This window comes from Paenibacillus sp. FSL R7-0297, assembly GCF_038009025.1.
Classification (GTDB): Bacteria; Bacillota; Bacilli; order Paenibacillales; family Paenibacillaceae; genus Paenibacillus_AQ.
Genome location: NZ_JBBPAQ010000001.1, coordinates 588,681 through 606,996, shown reverse-complemented (window position 1 = coordinate 606,996; position 18,316 = coordinate 588,681). Strand labels below are relative to the sequence as shown.

Below are 18,316 nucleotides of genomic sequence, written 5' to 3'. Positions count from 1 at the left end.
TGTTAATCCACTTGCTTTCGTTCATTCGTAAGAAACGGGCAAATTAAGATACGTTTATCCACTTGTTGTGGCAGGTGCGGGCGGAGTGGAGTGGAACGGATACCTACTGCGGAATTCCATGCGGCGTCCACGCCACGTGTTCAACGCCCTGGCGTCCATGCCACGTGTTCAACGCCCTGGCCCACGCCGCATCCCGTTTGTTCTTTATACACGCCGTTACTGGGTGATGGGTATAGAAGTGGTTTCCTTAATTTGACTCTGCTGATATAATGTTAGAATACATAACATGATGGAGTGGAGTGAGCGTTGATGATGGGGATTCGCCGGTGGAAGGCCGTTCTAGCCGTTGTTTTGCTGCTGCTTATAGGAATGTACTGCTTGTGGGTTGATATGTACTGGATACATAAGGTTATCTATCTGCTGCTAATGGCGGCACTCGGCGGACTTGCGCTGGACAGCTATCACGGCGGAGTCCTAAAGGACCGGCAGCTGGCGGAATCCCGGGGTAAGGTGGAGCTGCTCGGCAATGAGATTGTTGTCACCTCAGACCGGCTGCATGGGGCTCTGGAGGAAATTAGCCGCCATACGGAAGGGCTGCAGCAGACGGCAGACTATTCACATGCATACGAAGTGGATTTGCAGACGCGCAGTAACGAGGCTAAGGCCAATATTGAGGGTGCTTTTGCCACCATGGGCGGAGTAGCGGCGGTTACGGAGCATATAGAGGAGCTGACCGTGAAGCTGGGGGCGACCATGCAGGCGACCCGCTCAGGAATGGCTGAAATGGTGGATTCGCTGAAGAATACAGATGAGGTCATGGAGGAGCTGCAGGAGCAAAGCGGGGACATGCTGAATAAATTCACGACTCTTAGCGGCCATATTGCTATGGTGGAGGAGATAAACTCGCTGATTGTCAGCATTGTTAATGAAACCTCGCTGCTTGCGCTCAATGCTTCTATTGAAGCTGCGCGGGCGGGTGAACAGGGGCGGGGCTTCGCGGTAGTGGCCAGCCGGATCAGGCAGTTAGCCGACCAGAGCCGGAGTTCGGTAGACCGCTCCACGGAGGTGCTGCTCGATATCAATAACGGAGTGCAGCAGGTGCTGGAGTCGGTTACGAAAGAGCAGTCTGCAGTTGAGCACGGTGTGCATGAAGTAGCAACCGTGAAGCGGCGTCTCGGCGATATCTCGGACAGAATAGAAGAGGTGGGAACGGCGGTAGCTGAATCAGTCGCTGCGGCTGCGCGGCAGAGCAGGCTGATTGATGAGGTGACAGCCGAACTCAGCGGTGCGGTGGGTATTGTCAACGAGACCATCGCAGGTGTGGACCTGACGCTGGAGCAGGTCACCCGGCAGCGGTCCCAGATTGGACAGCTGAATAATATCAGCGCCAGCCTGCTCATAGAGTCGCAATCCCTGCAGCAATCAGTGAATGCAATTGCGGTGCGCGGGGTGATTGAGATGAACGGATACGAGGGACGGCTGCAGGAAATGCAGGTATTGCTGGAGGAGCTCTCAGCTAAGCGGGAGCTGTATTCACCGGATGCGGATAGCCATAGCAGCATCCTTGCTTCCTGTATCCGTAAGGCTCCGGATGTGCAGGCGATCTGGTCCAACCGGACGGACGGCACGTTCATTTACTCCGAGCCTGCGGCAGGACTTCTGAATGCTAAACGCCGTGACTGGTGGAACGGGGCCATGAATGAAGGCCAGTACGTCTCGCAGCCGTATGTTTCGGCGATTACCAAACGTTCCTGCATTACGCTCTCCAGAGCGATTAAGGATGGCCGCGGAGAGATTGTAGGCGTGGTGGGGATAGATCTGGCGGTGTAAACTAGAGTATTTCAGCTGGATAGCAGAGGAAGAATAATTATATGAAGCAGATAACATTGTCTTATAACAAAGAGCAGCAGGCTGCCCTGGTCAGGGAGCACCTGTTGCTCTTTGCTGGTTGTACGAGGTCTCGGCCCGGACTAGGTACCGTCAGCCGGGAGGCTGCGCAGCCCGCTCCAGATGCCCTGCCAGTTCTTGCTTGCAATCCGCTTCTCATAAATAGGCAGCAGATGCGGATGGGCGGCGAAGTAAGGCGAGGGCCGCAATACCAGCTGAATGACATCCGAAATTCCATGAGGTGCGGCCAGAATGACTTCCCCGTTCCCGTCCAGGGAGAGTCCAAGCGCCGTTGACGTCTCGGGGAATTTGGACATGCCGTCTGTGGACGAGTGATAGGGCGGCAGGTTATTGACGGTATGCATCCTGGCCTGATTCTTGACTGACCAGGGAATTCCGGGATAACGGCTCTTCAGCTGGGTTTCCCAGGATTTCTCGACTTCCTCCCGCTGGTCGCCGGGGTCATAATAGATCACATCAATATCGGCGAGGGGCGTTCTCTCCGTAAAACCATGCTGCACATCCCAGATCTTGGACCGCACAAATCCGGCGCAGACCCACCAGTCCGGCAATTGCAAAGTTCCGGCAGCCTTCAGAATATCCATCATCCAGGCATCTTCCATCACCCGCTGGAGAATGTCTGCTTCACTGGTTATTATCATTGTATAATCTCTTCTTTCTCTGCTGAAATGAAGACAATAATCCATTATAGCCCGGACGGAGTGGGAAGTGTATTTGATTTTGCTTGAGGTGGGCTAGCCGGGTTAGGTGGGGTAAAGTGAGGTCGGGTGCAATAAATCAGCCTTCGGTAAATCTGCTAAAGTTATATTATATTGGATTGTAAGACTACATAGGATGAAGCCCGCAAAACCATTTTTACTCGAATAAAATTGTGCCGGCAGGCACTTTTTGCAGAAGTCAGGTGTTATAGAGATATACAATCTAGGAGGTGAGGGCAACGTCACAGGAGAATGTGCCGGATATGCGGCAGGTAGAGGCGGTCATTATCCGGGTTCAACATGGGGAGCAGGAATCCTTTGCGTTCATTGTTGATGCTTTTCAGCAGCCGGTTTACCGGTATTGCTGCCGGATGCTGGGGAACAGGCAGGATGCCGAGGATGAGGTGCAGTGCAGGATTTTAATAAGCACTCCATGTGCAAAGGATGAATCGGGCAACTCTTGCTTGAACAGCAGCCGGAAGTCCAAATATTCATCGTTGAGCAGGCAGCAGCTTAAGTGAATAGCTTGAATTCAATTTAGGTATTAAAGGGCAGTCAAAATGAAATCCAAAAAGGCATCCGGAGAGCGAATACGCTCTCCGGATGCCTTTGGTGTTCACACGTATGAGGAATGAAGGATGCCGCCGCAGGTAGGGCTTAGCCCTCCAGCAGCAGCGCTTCTGGATCTTCCAGTAAACCCTTGACCTTGACAAGGAAGCCTACCGCCTCTGAACCGTCTACAATCCGGTGATCGTACGATAAGGCGACATACATCATCGGACGGTTGGCTGTGCGCTCTTCATCCAAGGCGATCGGACGAAGCTGGATCTTATGCATGCCGAGGATGCCGACCTGCGGCGTATTGAGGATCGGCGTAGACAGCAGAGAACCGAATACACCACCGTTGGTGATTGTGAAGGTACCGCCCTGCAGCTCCGGCAGACTGAGCGTGTTGGCGCGCGCTTTGGAGGCGAGCTCGCCAATCTTGCGCTCGATTTCCGGGAAGCTAAGCCGGTCGGCATCGCGGACGACCGGCACGACCAGACCTTCTTTGGCAGCTACGGCGATGCCGATGTCATAGTATTTCTTCAGCAGGAGATCCTCACCGTCGATCTCGGCATTCAGCAGCGGATAAGCCTTGAGTGCGCCGATCACGGCTTTGGTGAAGAAGGACATGAAGCCGAGTCCAACCTCATGCTTCTCTTTGAAGGCATCCTTGCGGCGTTTGCGGATGTCGAGAATAGCGGTCATGTCCACCTCGTTGAAGGTGGTCAGCATCGCTGCCGTCTGCTGCGCTTCGACCAGGCGGCTGGCAATCGTCAGCCGTCTGCGCGACATGCGCTTGCGCTCGGTCGCTTTGCCGTCCTCCGCGCGGGGCGCCTTGCCCGCCGGCGCGGGCGGCTTCACCGGCTCCGGCCGTGCCGCCGCCGGAGCTGCAGGCGCAGCGGCCTCCGGCACAGCTGCGCCATGGCCGTTCACATCGGCCTGGCCTATCCGGCCGATGGGGTCGCGGGCACTGACCTCGCCGAGGTCGATGCCCCGCTCCCGGGCCAGCTTGCGCGCCCCCGGCGAAGCCAGGGCCGCAGAGCCCGCCGCTGCGCTTGCCGCTTCCGGCTTACCGCCGTCAGAGGCGCTGCTGCCCGCCGCTGCGTTTGCCGCTTCCGGCTTGCCGCCGTCAGAGACGCTGCTGCCCATGGCTACGCTTGCCGCTTCCGGCTTGCCGCCGCCGGCTACTGCCGCACCGTCGGCGCTGCCGATAATGCCGATAGCTTCGCCAACGGCAACGTTCTCGCCCGCCTGGCGCAGGATGGAGGAGATGACACCATCCTCCTCCGCACTGATCTCCAGGTTGACCTTGTCGGTCTCAAGCTCCGCGAGCACATCGCCCTGGCCGACAGTGTCGCCCTCTTTAACCAGCCATTTGTAGATCGTTCCTTCGGAAATGGATTCGCCCAAATCGGGTACTTTAATTTCGGACACAGGCCGTTACCTCCCCAAATATAGTAGTTTACGTTATTGAGAGACCGCCTTGCTGCTGTCAGGAAGACGGTACAGGTGCTTGTACTTGAGCGTTAAGTTTCAGGGCTTCTCTAACAATGCGCCGCTGCTCGAAGCTGTGCACATCCGCATAACCGCTGGCCGGGCTGGAGCGCTCCGGACGGCCGATATACTGGACGGTAACATTCTGCGGGGCAATGGCGCGCAGCCGGGATTCAGCGTAGCTCCAGCCGCCCATATTCTTCGGCTCCTCCTGCACCCAGACGATTTCCTGCAGGGAACGGAACGAACTGAGATGTGCGCCAAGCTCACGTTCAGGGAACGGATACAGCTGCTCCAGGCGGAGAATATGCAGCCAGGAGAAGTCCTGTCCGCGGGCGGCTTCCAGCTCAGTCTGCAGGTCGATGGCGACCTTGCCGCTGCATACCACCAGGCGCTTGACCTCTTCAGGCTTGCTGCCGAGCAGCGGTTCCGGAAGCACGGGCTGGAAGCTGCCAGAGGCGAGATCAGCACCGGCCGAGGTGCTGCGCGGATTGCGGATCAGGCTCTTCGGTGCCATGATTACCAGCGGCCGGGCATCGGGCTGTCCGCAGAGTGCAGCCTGACGGCGCAGCAGATGGAAATACTGGGCCGCGCAGGTCAGGTTCGCTACGGTCCAGTTCTCTTCAGCGGAGAGCTGCAGATAACGTTCCAGCCTGCCGCTGGAATGTTCCGGTCCCTGGCCTTCATATCCATGCGGCAGCAGAATCGCAAGATTGCTGCGCTGTGTCCACTTGGCGCGTCCGGCGGAGATGAACTGGTCAATAATGACTTGGGCGGCATTGGCGAAATCACCGTATTGCGCTTCCCAGAGCACGAAGGTCTCCGGCGCGAACACATTATAGCCGTATTCATAGCCGAGTACAGAGGCTTCTGACAGCGGGCTGTTGTAGACGCCGAAGGAGGCGCGGGAATCCTTAAGCTGGTGAAGAGGGGAGAAGAGCTCCCCGCTCTCACTGTCATGCAGGACAAGGTGGCGGTGAGCGAAGGTGCCGCGCTGTGAATCCTGTCCGCTGAGGCGGATCGGCGTGCCATCCTTCAGAATGGTAGCGAAGGCCAGGGTTTCAGCCAGCGCCCAGTCTACCCGCTCGCCGTCATTCAACGCATCCTTGCGCCGCTGCAGAATCCGCTCCAGCTTCGGATAGACCGTGAAGCCGGCCGGTACGCTCAGCAGCTCACGGTTAATCTCCTGGAGACTGGCCAGCGGAACCGCTGTAGGGCGGTGCACCGGTGTTCCCGTATCCAGGACGACCGAAGTCTTGGACTCGGCGTTCTTCTGTTTCCCTTCCTTCATCTGCTCGAAGGCCTGCTGCAGCACATTCTCGGCCTCGGCAATCATGCTCTTCACCTCATCGGCTGTAACGACCTTCTCGCGCTGCAGGCGTTCCGCATAAACGCGGTAGACGGTAGGGTGGTTGCGAACCTTGCCATATACCATCGGCTGGGTGGTTTCCGGATCATCCATCTCATTATGGCCGTGGCGGCGGTACCCGATCAGATCAATCAGGAAATCCTTCTTGAACAAATGGCGGTAAGCGCTGGCCATACGGACCGCAGCAATACAGGCTTCGGGGTCATCGGCATTGACATGCACTACCGGGATCTCATAGCCCTTCGCCAGATCACTGGCGTAATGCGTGGAGCGGGAATCTTCACTTTCGGTGGTGAAGCCGATCCGGTTATTGACGATAATATGCACAGTGCCGCCATTCTGATAACCTTGCAATTTGCCGATATTAAGTGTTTCCGCAACAATACCTTCACCAGGGAAGGCGGCATCGCCATGCATAAGCACGGCCATGGCTTTGTCCGTATTCAGCTTAGGCAGGCCGGGGGTCCCCCGTTCCTCCTGGGCTGCACGCGTGAAGCCTTCAACGACCGGATTCACGAACTCGAGATGGCTCGGGTTGTTGGCAAGCGTGATGCGGGTACGCACGGTTTCGCCTTCACGGACGGCGCGGTCGGCGCCTAGATGGTATTTCACATCACCGCTCCAGCCATAGGTGACACCCATAGAGCCTTCGGACGGGAAGAGCTCCTTGTTCGGCGAATGATGGAATTCCGAGAAAATAATATCATAAGGTTTGCCCAGAATGTGGGCCAGCACATTAAGTCTTCCGCGGTGGGCCATACCCATCAGGATATGCTCAGCGCCGTCATGTGCGGCAGCGCGGACAATTTCATCCAGCATAGGTACGAGCGCATCATTGCCTTCCAGGCTGAAGCGCTTCTGGCCGACGAAGGTCTTGTGCAGGAAGGTCTCGAACTGTTCTACCTGAATCAGGCGTTTCAGCAGCTCTTTGCGTTCCGCATGGTTCAGTGGAGCAGGCGACGTCGTGGATTCCGCCTGGCTGTTGAGCCAGCGCAGCTCACGCTCGTCATGCACATGCCCGAATTCATAGGCGATGGTCTGTGTGTAGGCCTGGCGCATTCTGTGAACGGCATCCATAGCGGTATGCACGCCCTCAGGGGCATTCTCCCAGATCAGCGAAGCCGGCAGGGCATTCAGATCTTCGCGCGTCAGCTCATAGGTCTCGATCTCCAGCCATTTCGCCATCGGGTTGGTGCTCCGCTCCAGCGGATCGATATCGGCAGCCATATGGCCGTATATTCGAATGTTAGCCATTAGCTTGGAAGCTTTAACAGCTTTCTTGAGCCACTCCGTATCTCCCGAGATGGCGGGTGGAGGCGTCTTGACGGCATCCGGAGCCAGGGGAGGCGGGCCGGATACTGTGAACAGATCGCGGTAATGATGCTCTACGGAAGAAGGGTCCTTGACAAACTGCTCGTATTTCTCCTGAATGTAGCCCAGATTGGGACCGTAATACTTGCTCCAGACAGATTCGTTATAGGGCTCTTTGATGGCCATGAGTAGGTCCTCCTAACGGATAAACTCCACATGCGGTATATAGGAACACCGCTTAGCGGAGCTGCGATGTTTGCGGTTTCATTCTCATCTTATTGTGCTACTTTCCGGCAGGGTAATCAATTCATACTTTCGTGCAATCCGTTCGCAAAACGGTATGATTCAGCAGGGAATTCATACAGAACAATCATAAATTATCCGGGTGAGGCCGGAGGAACAAAATATCTTTGGAGTTAATAAAAAAATTAAGGATTTAGGTGGTTGTATATCATAGAAATGGGTAATTACTTCTATATTGTGTTATAGGATTAAATCTATTTAGTATATTTAAACTAATTTGGACCGATTGAAGATGAATTGGAATTATTTATACAAGCCATTGGCAATTTTAGCTAAGGGTCCTCACGATTTAACATAAAAAAATCCCAGAAAACGACACACTTTTCATGTAAGATCTTGTATAATGTTATTGCGGAGAACGGTTTCATCGATTCTTTCAGATCCTTTCATGTAAAGGGTCCAGTAAAGGGTAAACCTGCCGAAAGACAGGGGCACAAAGTCTCGGATCTAAAGTAGAAATACTATGATGGCCGGACTGCCTGGGGACGCGAAAATTCTAGGAGGAGATTTCTTGGATAAGTCCAACCAGGGGAATGACGAACTGCAGGCAGTTGATCTGGATTTAGAATGGGTGCATTTGCTAATGTCTGCTAAGCAGGCTGGCATCCAGGCGGACGAGATTCGGCGTTTTTTTAGTGAAAAAGCACTCCAGGCGATGTAGGGCATTCAGCATTGTACGGATACATACAGAAGAGGGCACAGCGGTGTACGCGCTGTGCCCTCTTCTGTTGGAATTTACATGTTGTTTCGGGGTCCCCGCAAAGTACCTGAGTAATCATCGAAGCTGCTGCCTCACTTTGTGGGGGTATTTCAGTTATCCTTCTGCTCCAGCCGCCATTTCTGATAATCAAGAAACTCCTTGAATTCACGTTTGCTTATACCAGAGGCCATCGCATCCTGTACCAGCCTGAACCATTCTCCATCAAGAACCGGTTCTGCAGTTTCTGCAACTCCGCCATACAGTAATACGTGAATGGATACTTGAAGTGCATCGGCGATTTTTTCGATAAATTGAATGGAGGGGTTGGATTGGATATTCCGCTCAACATTACTTAAGTATGATTTCGCCACGTCAGCCTTATCCGCAAGCTCGGATAAAGAATAACCCTTCTCCAGACGGAGCCTATGGATGCGGCTTCCCATGTTATCTGACACGATTACAACGCCCTCCGTACTTTTTGTTATCAGTATAACAAAAATTCGCAAAACCGACAAAAATCATTGTTCCTGACGGAAGCTGGCGGCAGTGGAGAGACAAAACGGCATATCCAGCCCGGATGAGGGAGGATATGCCGTTTTGTGTATATAGTTTAATAGCCTTATTTGGCTTCTCCCAAACCTTGCGTAGCATTGAATGTCCAGTTCAGCGCCAAGCCGTCACCCTGGAAGATATTCTGATCCTGTGTATTGTCAACGAATTCGAAAGCAATCTTGAAGGTTTTGGTTTGGGTAGCGGCGATGCCTCCCGGCAGTACACCCGCCGTTACGAGATCATAGCTGGATGTGTTCTTCAGATCCTTCAAGGAGATTTCGGACAGCACATGGCCGGTAAGCGGCCCGCTGGTGTAAGAACTGTCGAGAAGTTTGATTTTGAAGTGATCTCCAAGATCCTGGCCGGCATTATCTCCCTTCGCATCAGTTACGGTGTAGCTGGTAGCCAGCGTGAGGAGCTTGATATCCAGAGTGCCGTCATTGGACAAGGTGAACGTGCGTACGGTGTAATCACCCGGTTTCAGATTGGTCAGGGCAACAGGTGTATTGAAGGAAGAGCCGAGCTTCAGCGTACCTGCCGCGAAGGTTGCCGTGCTGGTTGCTGTGGAGCTGAAGTAAGCGAAGGTGCCCCCTCCGATTAAAGACAATCCCAGTGCTGCCGATGCTACGCCAAGACCCAATGTTTTTTTGATACCCATAATTAATTTCCTCCTCGAGTATATTATGTTTTTTAAAGATCAGAGAACAGGAATGCGTGACAGGGCAGATTATTTGAGGGCGCCTTTTTCCTGATTGGCATCGAAGTTCAGGGTAAGGGCCAGCGTATCGCCTTGATAGTAGTTTTGCGGCTGGAAGGTTTCCTTGAAGGCAAACTGTACGCTCAGCTTATCTGAGGTGCCTGCCTTGATGCCCCCATTCTCTACACCAAAGATTCCGCCGAGAATTCCCTTAGCTACAAGATCCGGACTTTGCTGCTCAAGGTCGGCCAGTGAAATAACCAGGACAGGCGAAGTTACTTTATCCTTGTTAATAAGGAAGGTTACAATAATATCGTCTTTGAGATTATGGGAGCTGTTATCCCCCAGGGCATCTGTAATGACAGATGAGGTGCGCAGAACAACTTTGGGAATATTGAGGGTCCCGTCATTTTTCAATTTAAAGTCTCTTTTGATTGTATCTCCCGGCTTAAGATTGGTGAGATTGACAATAACGGAGGGGTCCGAATTCAGTAATAAAGTTCCGTTGTTAAAAGAAGCTGCAGTGGTGGAAGTGCTGCTGAAGTAAGCGAAGGTTCCTCCGCCGACCAGGGTTAATCCGAGTGCTGCCGATACAACGCCGAGACCTAATGTTTTTTTAACGTTCATTTGTTCATCCCTTTCTCATCGTTCTTTTATTGTCTTTGCCTGTCTTCCGGGAAAATTTATTGTTGCTCCGCGTTTCGTAAACGGGAGAGGACAATCAAGTTTATTGCACAATGTCTGGAAGGGTATCCGTTCCGCCGGTCACCGCTGTCCCTGCATTCTTCTTCTCCAGTGCCGCAACGGCTTTCCAGGAGGAATACAGTGCGTAGAGCAGCAGGAGCAGCCCGGGGATAATCATCAGCATTACACTTCCGGCTTTGGAGACTGCGAAATTCATGGCATATCCTACATAAGGGACGGTGACGCCGGTATATTGGCCTACCACATTTGTCGAGCTGACCGCTGAGGTATCGGCTGCATCGTTATTGTCCCCTTTGGTGGTATAGCTGGCCTCGCCTATGGCACTGTTTATTGAAGCATCGACCACACGGTGTGTAATCAGGAGGTTATCGGGATTCATGAATGTAATCACATCGCCTTTTTGAAAACGGGTCATATCCCCGCCCGGCTTAATCGCTACAATAGATCCGGTCTGGATGCCCGGCTCCATGGAACCGGATAACACCGTCTTGATCTGATAGCCAAAGAAGGAAGGTTCGCCTCCGGAAGCTTTAGAGATGACTACTGCTGTTACCAGCACCAGGAAAATCATAAATATCAGTGTGGACAATGTGGTGCTGATTATCTTTTTGATGCGCATATTATTCCCCGCCTTTGCTGATATCAGATTGTGGAGCAGGTGTAGCTGTAGGTATAGCTGTAGCTGTAGCTGTAGCTGTTGGCTGCGCGGTATCTGTACCGCTATCCGGGAGCTCCGCAGTTGGTTCTGCCGCTGGAGTCGCCTCCGGAAGAGGGGATTCCGGTGCCGGTGTGGCAGGCGGAGCAGTAACCTCTGCATCCGGTGAGGGTGCAGGAGCCGGCTTTTCACCCTCAGGAGCTTCTATAGCAGGTTCTTCGATGGTCTTATCTTCTCCAGGAATGCTGGTTGCGGGCGGATTATTCTTAGTGTCTTCCTGCTCCAGTTTCAGAGCTTCGGCTTCTTCCTGCTTTTGCTTCTCCAGCGCGAGCCGTTCCGCTTCTTCAGCCTTGGCTTTCTCCTCCAGCGCCGCCTTCGCTTCAGCAATGTGTACCTGCTGTTCCTGCAGCGTGGTGATTGTGGACGATAGGTTGTCTCTGGAGGCTGTTAATTCTGCACTTAACTGATCGTAGCTTGACTGTAAGGCGGATGATACATTGGGGTCTGCATTGTAGGCTCTGGCCATGAATGAGAAAATCGGTTCCTCGGCAGGGAAGCCGAAGCTTTCTTGCCGGAGAAGTACCCGGTCAGGATTACCGGTCGGCAGCGAGCCGCCTAAATCATGAATCGTATTCAGATAATGCACAATGCCCGTTAATGTATCCGTCAGAAATTCCGACAGCACCCCGCTTTGATGGAGACCTTCCTGTAGCTGTTCGAAGAACTGGGCGTCACGGATTTCCAGGCAATTAGGTTCGAGATTTACCATATATCCTCCGAGTTGATGCAGAATGGCTGCTGCACTGCCAATTTCCTGCAGAATTTGCTGCCAGATACCTGCATTGAAGCTCAGCTGTGTATCCAGTGCGTTAACTGTATCGCTTGCCAGCCGGATTTGTTCTGAGATCTCACTGGAGACCTGATCCAGTTCCTCCGCTGACAGTTCTTCAGAGATCGGGGGAGTGGTATAGTTTCCGCTCGGAATGTGGCTGCCAAGAGAGGATTTCAGTTCGATAATTGTTCGGACATGTCCGCTGAACTCTGACAGCAGCTGTTCAATCTGACCCGGGAATACGGAGCAGAGCCCGATAGAGGTGATCTGTTCCTGCGAAGTGTTGTACTCTCCGTAAGTACCGCCAATCTGATTGGATGTATACATTATAAGGACAGATACAGCCATACCGGATTGCAGGATCCGAAGACCGAGTTTCGTGTATTTCCGTTTACGCCGTTTGGCGGATCTGGGGTACAAAGGTAGGCCCCCCTCTCATGGCTTACTGATTAATATTCGTTATATTCGTTCTTTATTAAGAACGTTTTTGTAATGAAATCATACACTGCGGACCCATGAAAAGAAAAATGTCAATTTCAGCGAATTGTTCGCAATAAAGCACGAATACATCTAATTATCTTTAGTTTACTTGACTTATCGCTGTTTTTCACGAATGTTCTTTATTGAGAACGAAAAAAGGTTATGCTATCCGCATAACAAATACGGATGGCATAACCTTTCCATTTGTAGTGAAGTCCGCTCCTTAAGGAAGCTTCTCTCCGCGTGAGCTGACGTACAGCTATAAGCTATAACTTTTAGAATCCGGTATGGTATTTTTTGTCACTGGAGGAGCGGTGTTTCGTGCCTTCCTTATCCTTCTCCTCCTGCTTCTCGAGGGTCAGATCCTCAACCGGAATCGGATCTACATTCTGTTCGCTTTCGTCAAGGTCGAATAAGCTTGGCTTGTCCGTGGGGTATTGCTCGGGATGGTCACGTTCGTCTCTTATCGGCTTCTTGTCGTCACTATGGCTCATCTTAAGTTCACTTCCCTTTCGGAATATTTGCAGGGCAAGGATGGGGAATGTGCTAGAGAATCCTCCTGAGCCTTGCCGGCAGTTTGCTCCCTAATAAACACAATACGGGCTTATTAAACACAGGGACTTGTAATAAACCGCAGGTTCCGGTGTGAACAGGCTTTGGAAATGAAAAGGAGGACTGCCCCGGCTGCCTGTAACGGCGGCGGAACAATCCTCCTGAAATTCTATATTTATTACGGAATGATCGGGCTGCCTTTGTCACTCAGCCTGCGGGCGGCCACATCCTCATAGAGCCGCTTCAGCCATTTCAGCTCTGTCAGGCTATGCTCATACCGGCCGTACATCAGATGCAGCGCCGAGCGGGGCACAACGGAGATATGCTCCTCGTATACCTGGTAGGCGAAGTTAACCTGGTGCTCCGCTTCGCGGATGCGTTCCTCCAGCAGCTTCTCTACCTTCTCCTGGTCAATATAGCGCGAGAGTGCCAAGGCCATGTACAGCGGATGATACAGGGGATCGTTCTTCTTGATCTGCTGCAGAATGAGCTGTTCCATTAATTCCTTGCCTTTATCCGTAATCCGGTAGATCGTTTTATCCGGCCGGTCTGCGCTGTGGATGACCTCTACAGCTTCAATATGCCCGCCCTCTGCCAGCTTGTCGACAGCATAATACAAGGAGCCCATCTGCAGCTTAATGATCTGGTCCATCGTGCGTTCCTTCATGACGAGTGTAATTTCATAAGGATGCATATCCCGTTCCAGCAGCAGCCCCAGAATCAGCAGCTTCATGGACATGATGCTTACCTCTGCCCGGAAGCTGGAGCAGGTTGGGATTCCTTAGGCTGAATGCTCAGGCGGTCTCTAGGCATCAGCAGAACAAAGACAACGGCAAGCACCGCTGGCACGATAGCCCACATGAAGGTATGTGCGATCGAGGTAGACAGTGAATTTGTGATCTTCTCCAGCACCGGTGCCGGAATCTGTGCACGGGCCTCAGGGGTCAGCGCAGAACGCGGATCTCCGAAGGAAGAGGCCTGGCCGCCGTCTCCGAAGGCCGTACTAAGCTCCGAAGTGAAGCTGTTGCGCTGGATAATACCGAAGATGGTAATCCCCAGCGTCATCCCGAGCGAGCGCAGGAAGGTGCTGGTGGAGGTAGCTGAGCCGCGCTGGCGCATATCGAAATGGTGAATGGATGACATGCTGAGTACGGAGAAGGAGAACCCTACCCCGAAGCCGGTCAGCGCCATGAACGCATTCAGCAGCAGACGGGAAGTATCCGGTGTCAATGTGCTGAGTGAGAAGATCCCGGCAACGAAACACACTGCGGACAGCAGCATGATGTTGCGGAAGCTCGTCTTGGTGGTGAGCAGACCGCCGGACTGGCTGCCGATTACCGTACCAATCATCATCGGCATCAGGATCAGTCCGGAGTTGGTGGCGGAGCCGCCGTATACCCCCTGGACATAGATCGGAATGTATACCGTAGCTACGATAAACGCCGAGCCGTAGAACAAGCCGAGCAGACTGCTGGTGGCAAACAGGCGCCCCCGGAACATGTTGAACGAGATGACCGGCTCTGCCGCATTCTGCTCAATGAAGATGAAGGCAATCAGGAATACGGTGAAGCCGGCGAACAGTCCGAGAATCGTTGCTGAATCCCAGGCATACTGGTTGCCGCCAAGCTCAAGCGCGAACATCAGGCAGATAATTCCTGCCACCAATGTGAAGGCGCCGCCCCAGTCAATCCGCTGTTTCGCATGGGAGACGGATTCCTTGTAGGACGTCATAATCAGGAAGAAGGAGACGATACCAATCGGCACATTAATATAGAAAATCCAGTTCCAGCCGACGTAATCAGTGATATAAGCGCCCAGCAGAGGGCCGATTACGCTCGAGATCCCGAAGACAGCACCGAATAATCCGGTGAGCTTGCCTCTTTTTTGCGGCGGGAAAATATCAAATACAATCGTGAAGGCGATCGGCATCAGCGCACCGCCGCCAATCCCTTGGATCGCCCGGTAGATACTGAGCTGTGTGATGCTGGCCGCCGTTCCGCACAGGGCGGAGCCGATCAGGAACACGATGAGTCCGAAGATGAAGAAGCGCTTGCGCCCGTACATATCGGACAATTTGCCGAAGATGGGGGTTCCGGCCATAACCATGACCATATAAGCAGAGGTTACCCAGACGATTTTATCAAGTCCCCCGAGATCGGAGACGATGGTGCCCATAGCTGAGGCCACAATCGTATTATCCATGGCAGACATCAGGATACCGAGCAGCAGGCCGGCAACGACGAGCTTAAGATTGCTTTCTTTAGTATGCATTTACAGACTCCTTTACGTTCATTATTCAATGGCAAATCTCATTATATTCAAATTTGAATAGGGTGGCAATCCTTTTTTCAAAATTTAGTAATGCTGTGGACGCAAATAAGCCGCCCTTGTACAACAAGAACGGCAGGACTTCTATGTATGATATTCCCTCACAGGCGGACCTTTATCCGCAAGGGTGCAGGCTTCTTCCTACATGGCCGCATCGCTTGAACGCAGCTCCCGGGCCTCAATATATCCGATGAACAGCTCAGTCAGCTCCGGGTCAAACTGGCTTCCCGCGCAGGCCCGCAGCTCCACAATAGCTTCCGCGAACGATTTGGTCGGCTGGTACGGACGCTCCGTGGTCATGGCATCGAACGAGTCGATAATGGTCAGCATCCGGCATAGCTGGGGAATCTCTTCTCCTTTGAAGCCGTACGGATACCCTTTGCCGTCATACCGTTCGTGATGCAACTCGATATAAGGGGCGAGATCCTTGTATTTATCGTTGGTAAGCGCCATCTCTTTGCCCCAGGTGACATGCCATTTGACCATCTCCCATTCCTCCGGAGCGAGCTTATCCTTCTTGTTAAGTATGCCCCAGGGAATCTCCAGCTTGCCGATATCGTGGATCAGTGCGCCGAGCGTGAACTGCCGTTTGGTAAGATTGTCCAGTTCCAGCAGCTCACTGATGTCCATGGCATAGCGGAATACGCGTTTGGAATGCTTGAAGGTCTCCAGATCCTTGTACATAAAAAGATTAAGCTGCTGTTCAATATCGCGCACATCCTGGCTGAAATCTATGTCACGCTCCAAGAGAGACTGGTTGCCGTAGACATGGACCATGTTCTTGCCTTGTTTTTTGGCATAGTACAGCGCCTGATCGGCATGATCGACCAGCTCTGACTTGAAGTGGACATCGGGCCTGTATCCGGCTACGCCTGCGGAGAAAGCTAGACAGCCTTGCGGGAAGATCTCGCTGCCTTCAAAGATAGAATTGTTGAGCGTTTTGCGCAGCTTTTCGATGAATTGCTTGGCCGTCACGGTATCGTAGCCCGGCATAAGCAGGGTGAATTCTTCACCGCCATATCTGGAGACAATAATATCGGTGGACCCGGTTTCCTTCTTCAGCAGTTCAGCCAGAAAAACAATCAGCCCGTCCCCCTTAAGATGGCCAAAGTGATCGTTGTATTTCTTGAAATCATCAATATCAATCATGGCCAGGGAGAGTGCGCTGCCGCCCGTCTGCGATCTGCGCATTTCTTCTTCAAGCGCCGCTTCAAAATAGCTGTGGTTAAACAGACCGGTACGCTGATCGCGGTTGGCCCGTTCTTCAATGTCACGGTACATGCTGAACAGCCGTTTGAAGGAATAGGAGATCAATACACTGAGGCCCAGGAATAAGGCCAGGCCGGTAATTCCGTTGTAAAAAAGCAGAACGGTCAGCACCAGGGAGAGCACCAGCGTGCACAGATAGGCCAGTATGGCGTCTGTCAGCATTGCTTTGAGTGTATTGTAGAGATTCTCATGGAAAATTATGTAGTAGAAGAAACCGACAAGCAGCAGGTTCAGGATGAAATAAACAGCCATGGCGCCGATGTATGCTGCCAGATGGCTGCTGAGAAGCGGCCCCTGCCGGCCCCCGAACCACGAGAAGATAAAGGCTGCGGAAGTGATCATGATACAGTACACGGCGAAATTATTGAGATGCTTCCAGAGTGGAGTGCTTCCCCATTCGATGAATAGCAGTACGATGGAGCTGAGCAGGAGAACCAGAAGGGCCGACGGGACGCCGAAGATAAAGATACAGGCCAGATAGATGGAAGAATCCAGTGACAGCCCGTTCCCCTGCGGAGGCAACTGGAAGGTGAAGACGGTAAGGAGGACGGCCGCGCCTGACATGGCGGTAACCCAGCCCCAATCGGATGTGGAGAGTTGAAGAATTTGCGGTCCCGTTTGAAAAATAAACAAGCCCAGCCCTGCGAGGCATATGATAAAGGAGTACAAATAGCTCCTGCGGCGATGCATCTGGCTGATGATTGATTTGAGCACTGCTCCTCCTCCATTCGCGTAGTTGTAAATGTTTTATTCTAGGAGATTCGCGTTTCTACCAAGAATCTCCTGCTAAATCATGACAAATCGGCATGGGTTACAGGACAAATGGGGAAAGCTGCGATGAAGCCTTGACATACCCATGGGGGGTATATTATATTGGTACTTGAGGAGGCTGATTCCTGTGTCAACAAATGAGAAGGAGCATGCCGGGCATGACTGCGGCGAGGATTGCCATTCTTCTGCATCCGGTGTCCGCAAGAGCCATCATTCCCCGGAATTCAAGAGTGGACTGACCACCCGGCTTAACCGGATTGAGGGACAGATCCGCGGCGTCAAAGGTATGATTGAACGGGATACCTACTGTGATGATGTGCTTAATCAGCTGGCGGCGGTGCAGGCGGCACTGAACAGTGTCGGCAAGCTGCTGCTTGAAGGCCATATGAAGAGCTGCATTATCGAGCGGATCGAAGCCGGCGAGCATGAGGTTATCGATGAGCTGCTGATTACGGTGAATAAGCTGATGAAATAGAGATTGGGCCTGGGGAGTTTGAATGGAGAAGGCCTAATTATTGATGGAGGTCGTAACTGCGGTGAATGTTTGAACTTTCGGCCGCTGTTGTCCCCGGATTTCTTTGATTTAAACCGCTATTTGCGGTAGAAATCCGTGGACAAAGGCGGTCGCTGGCGCTCCTACAGTTTCAAAATTCCCCTCCGTTACTTTCATCTGGGATTATTTTTTCTCAAGATCAAACTCTGCAGGCAATGCGGGGAGCCGTCAAACCAAGCATTCGCTGGCAATTAAGCGGATGCTAACCAAATTAAGCATATGCTTTCGAGGCTGATCAGGAGGCGTATGCTATTCAAACCAATAGGAGGGTAATCAAATGTCGAACGTAACATTGAATGTAGAAGGAATGTCTTGTGGTCATTGTGTAAGTGCTGTAGAGAAAGCTGTGAGCGGCGTTGGGGCTGCGGCGAAGGTAGATCTTCCGGCAAAGACGGTAGCGGTTGAATTTGACGAGAACACAGTAAGCCTGGATGCAATCAAGGCAGCTATCGAGGATCAGGGCTACGACGTAGTTTAAGTGAAGGATTGTAATGTAAGGGCTTGGAGCCGGGAACCCTAGAGCAATAGGGCCGGGCGCCAATGCCTTTTCTTTTAAAGATAAATATACCCCTTGGGGGTATGAGGAGGTGCGT

Annotated in this window: 17 protein-coding genes and 1 riboswitch; of the genes, 5 read left to right on the top strand and 12 right to left on the bottom strand. The window is 52.6% G+C overall.

Going from position 1 to position 18,316, the window contains the following annotated elements:
- Nucleotides 1-309: 309 nt before the first annotated feature.
- Entirely contained in the window at nucleotides 310-1,830 is a 1,521-nt protein-coding gene (locus MKZ24_RS02580) for a methyl-accepting chemotaxis protein (protein ID WP_340781211.1), read from the top strand.
- A 140-nt stretch (nucleotides 1,831-1,970) separates the two neighbouring features.
- Here MKZ24_RS02580 and MKZ24_RS02575 read toward each other — a convergent pair whose 3' ends face one another.
- Nucleotides 1,971-2,549 (bottom strand): nucleotidyltransferase family protein, encoded by a 579-nt coding sequence (locus MKZ24_RS02575; RefSeq protein WP_340781210.1) that lies wholly within the window; start codon nucleotides 2,547-2,549, stop codon nucleotides 1,971-1,973.
- A gap of 320 nt (nucleotides 2,550-2,869) precedes the next feature.
- Between MKZ24_RS02575 and MKZ24_RS02570 the strand changes: the two genes are divergently transcribed.
- Entirely contained in the window at nucleotides 2,870-3,127 is a 258-nt protein-coding gene (locus tag MKZ24_RS02570; RefSeq protein WP_042232002.1) for an RNA polymerase sigma factor, read from the top strand.
- 136 nt (nucleotides 3,128-3,263) lie between these two features.
- Here MKZ24_RS02570 and odhB read toward each other — a convergent pair whose 3' ends face one another.
- Complete coding sequence (gene odhB, locus MKZ24_RS02565) at nucleotides 3,264-4,586, bottom strand: 2-oxoglutarate dehydrogenase complex dihydrolipoyllysine-residue succinyltransferase (RefSeq protein WP_340781207.1); 1,323 nt, start codon at nucleotides 4,584-4,586, stop codon at nucleotides 3,264-3,266.
- Nucleotides 4,587-4,644: 58 nt separating this feature from the next.
- The gene (locus MKZ24_RS02560) at nucleotides 4,645-7,512 is read right to left on the bottom strand and encodes a 2-oxoglutarate dehydrogenase E1 component (protein ID WP_042232007.1); all 2,868 of its coding nucleotides are present in this window, start codon (nucleotides 7,510-7,512) and stop codon (nucleotides 4,645-4,647) included.
- A gap of 515 nt (nucleotides 7,513-8,027) precedes the next feature.
- Nucleotides 8,028-8,112, top strand: a riboswitch (cyclic di-GMP riboswitch).
- Between the two features lie 28 nt (nucleotides 8,113-8,140).
- Here MKZ24_RS02560 and MKZ24_RS02555 point away from each other — a divergent pair.
- On the top strand, nucleotides 8,141-8,290 hold the full coding sequence (locus tag MKZ24_RS02555; RefSeq protein WP_081956347.1) for an anti-repressor SinI family protein: 150 nt from the start codon (nucleotides 8,141-8,143) through the stop codon (nucleotides 8,288-8,290).
- A gap of 149 nt (nucleotides 8,291-8,439) precedes the next feature.
- On the opposite strand, the gene MKZ24_RS02550 is transcribed toward MKZ24_RS02555, so the two are convergent.
- From MKZ24_RS02550 to MKZ24_RS02510, 9 genes are all read right to left on the bottom strand, one after another.
- The gene (locus tag MKZ24_RS02550) at nucleotides 8,440-8,772 is read right to left on the bottom strand and encodes a helix-turn-helix domain-containing protein (RefSeq protein WP_042241375.1); all 333 of its coding nucleotides are present in this window, start codon (nucleotides 8,770-8,772) and stop codon (nucleotides 8,440-8,442) included.
- A gap of 176 nt (nucleotides 8,773-8,948) precedes the next feature.
- Nucleotides 8,949-9,539, bottom strand: coding sequence for a TasA family protein (locus MKZ24_RS02545; protein WP_042232010.1), 591 nt, complete (start codon nucleotides 9,537-9,539; stop codon nucleotides 8,949-8,951).
- A gap of 69 nt (nucleotides 9,540-9,608) precedes the next feature.
- The gene (locus MKZ24_RS02540; protein WP_042232011.1) at nucleotides 9,609-10,205 is read right to left on the bottom strand and encodes a TasA family protein; all 597 of its coding nucleotides are present in this window, start codon (nucleotides 10,203-10,205) and stop codon (nucleotides 9,609-9,611) included.
- Between the two features lie 100 nt (nucleotides 10,206-10,305).
- Nucleotides 10,306-10,902, bottom strand: a complete 597-nt coding sequence (sipW, locus tag MKZ24_RS02535; RefSeq protein ID WP_042232014.1) for a signal peptidase I SipW — start codon at nucleotides 10,900-10,902, stop codon at nucleotides 10,306-10,308.
- Nucleotide 10,903: 1 nt separating this feature from the next.
- Nucleotides 10,904-12,190, bottom strand: a complete 1,287-nt coding sequence (locus tag MKZ24_RS02530) for a hypothetical protein (protein ID WP_340781205.1) — start codon at nucleotides 12,188-12,190, stop codon at nucleotides 10,904-10,906.
- Between the two features lie 335 nt (nucleotides 12,191-12,525).
- Nucleotides 12,526-12,744 (bottom strand): hypothetical protein, encoded by a 219-nt coding sequence (locus tag MKZ24_RS02525; RefSeq protein WP_039299476.1) that lies wholly within the window; start codon nucleotides 12,742-12,744, stop codon nucleotides 12,526-12,528.
- Between the two features lie 236 nt (nucleotides 12,745-12,980).
- Nucleotides 12,981-13,541 carry a PadR family transcriptional regulator gene (locus MKZ24_RS02520; RefSeq protein WP_042232020.1) on the bottom strand — a complete coding sequence of 187 codons (561 nt, stop codon included), beginning with the start codon at nucleotides 13,539-13,541 and terminating at the stop codon, nucleotides 12,981-12,983.
- Nucleotides 13,542-13,546: 5 nt separating this feature from the next.
- Complete coding sequence (locus tag MKZ24_RS02515; protein WP_042232022.1) at nucleotides 13,547-15,073, bottom strand: MDR family MFS transporter; 1,527 nt, start codon at nucleotides 15,071-15,073, stop codon at nucleotides 13,547-13,549.
- A 198-nt stretch (nucleotides 15,074-15,271) separates the two neighbouring features.
- A complete protein-coding gene (locus tag MKZ24_RS02510; RefSeq protein ID WP_340790030.1) occupies nucleotides 15,272-17,089 on the bottom strand; it encodes a bifunctional diguanylate cyclase/phosphohydrolase in 1,818 nt (605 codons plus the stop codon).
- 166 nt (nucleotides 17,090-17,255) lie between these two features.
- Between MKZ24_RS02510 and MKZ24_RS02505 the strand changes: the two genes are divergently transcribed.
- Entirely contained in the window at nucleotides 17,256-17,645 is a 390-nt protein-coding gene (locus MKZ24_RS02505) for a metal-sensitive transcriptional regulator (protein ID WP_445323640.1), read from the top strand.
- A gap of 355 nt (nucleotides 17,646-18,000) precedes the next feature.
- On the top strand, nucleotides 18,001-18,201 hold the full coding sequence (locus MKZ24_RS02500) for a copper ion binding protein (protein WP_039299488.1): 201 nt from the start codon (nucleotides 18,001-18,003) through the stop codon (nucleotides 18,199-18,201).
- Nucleotides 18,202-18,316 lie beyond the last annotated feature (115 nt).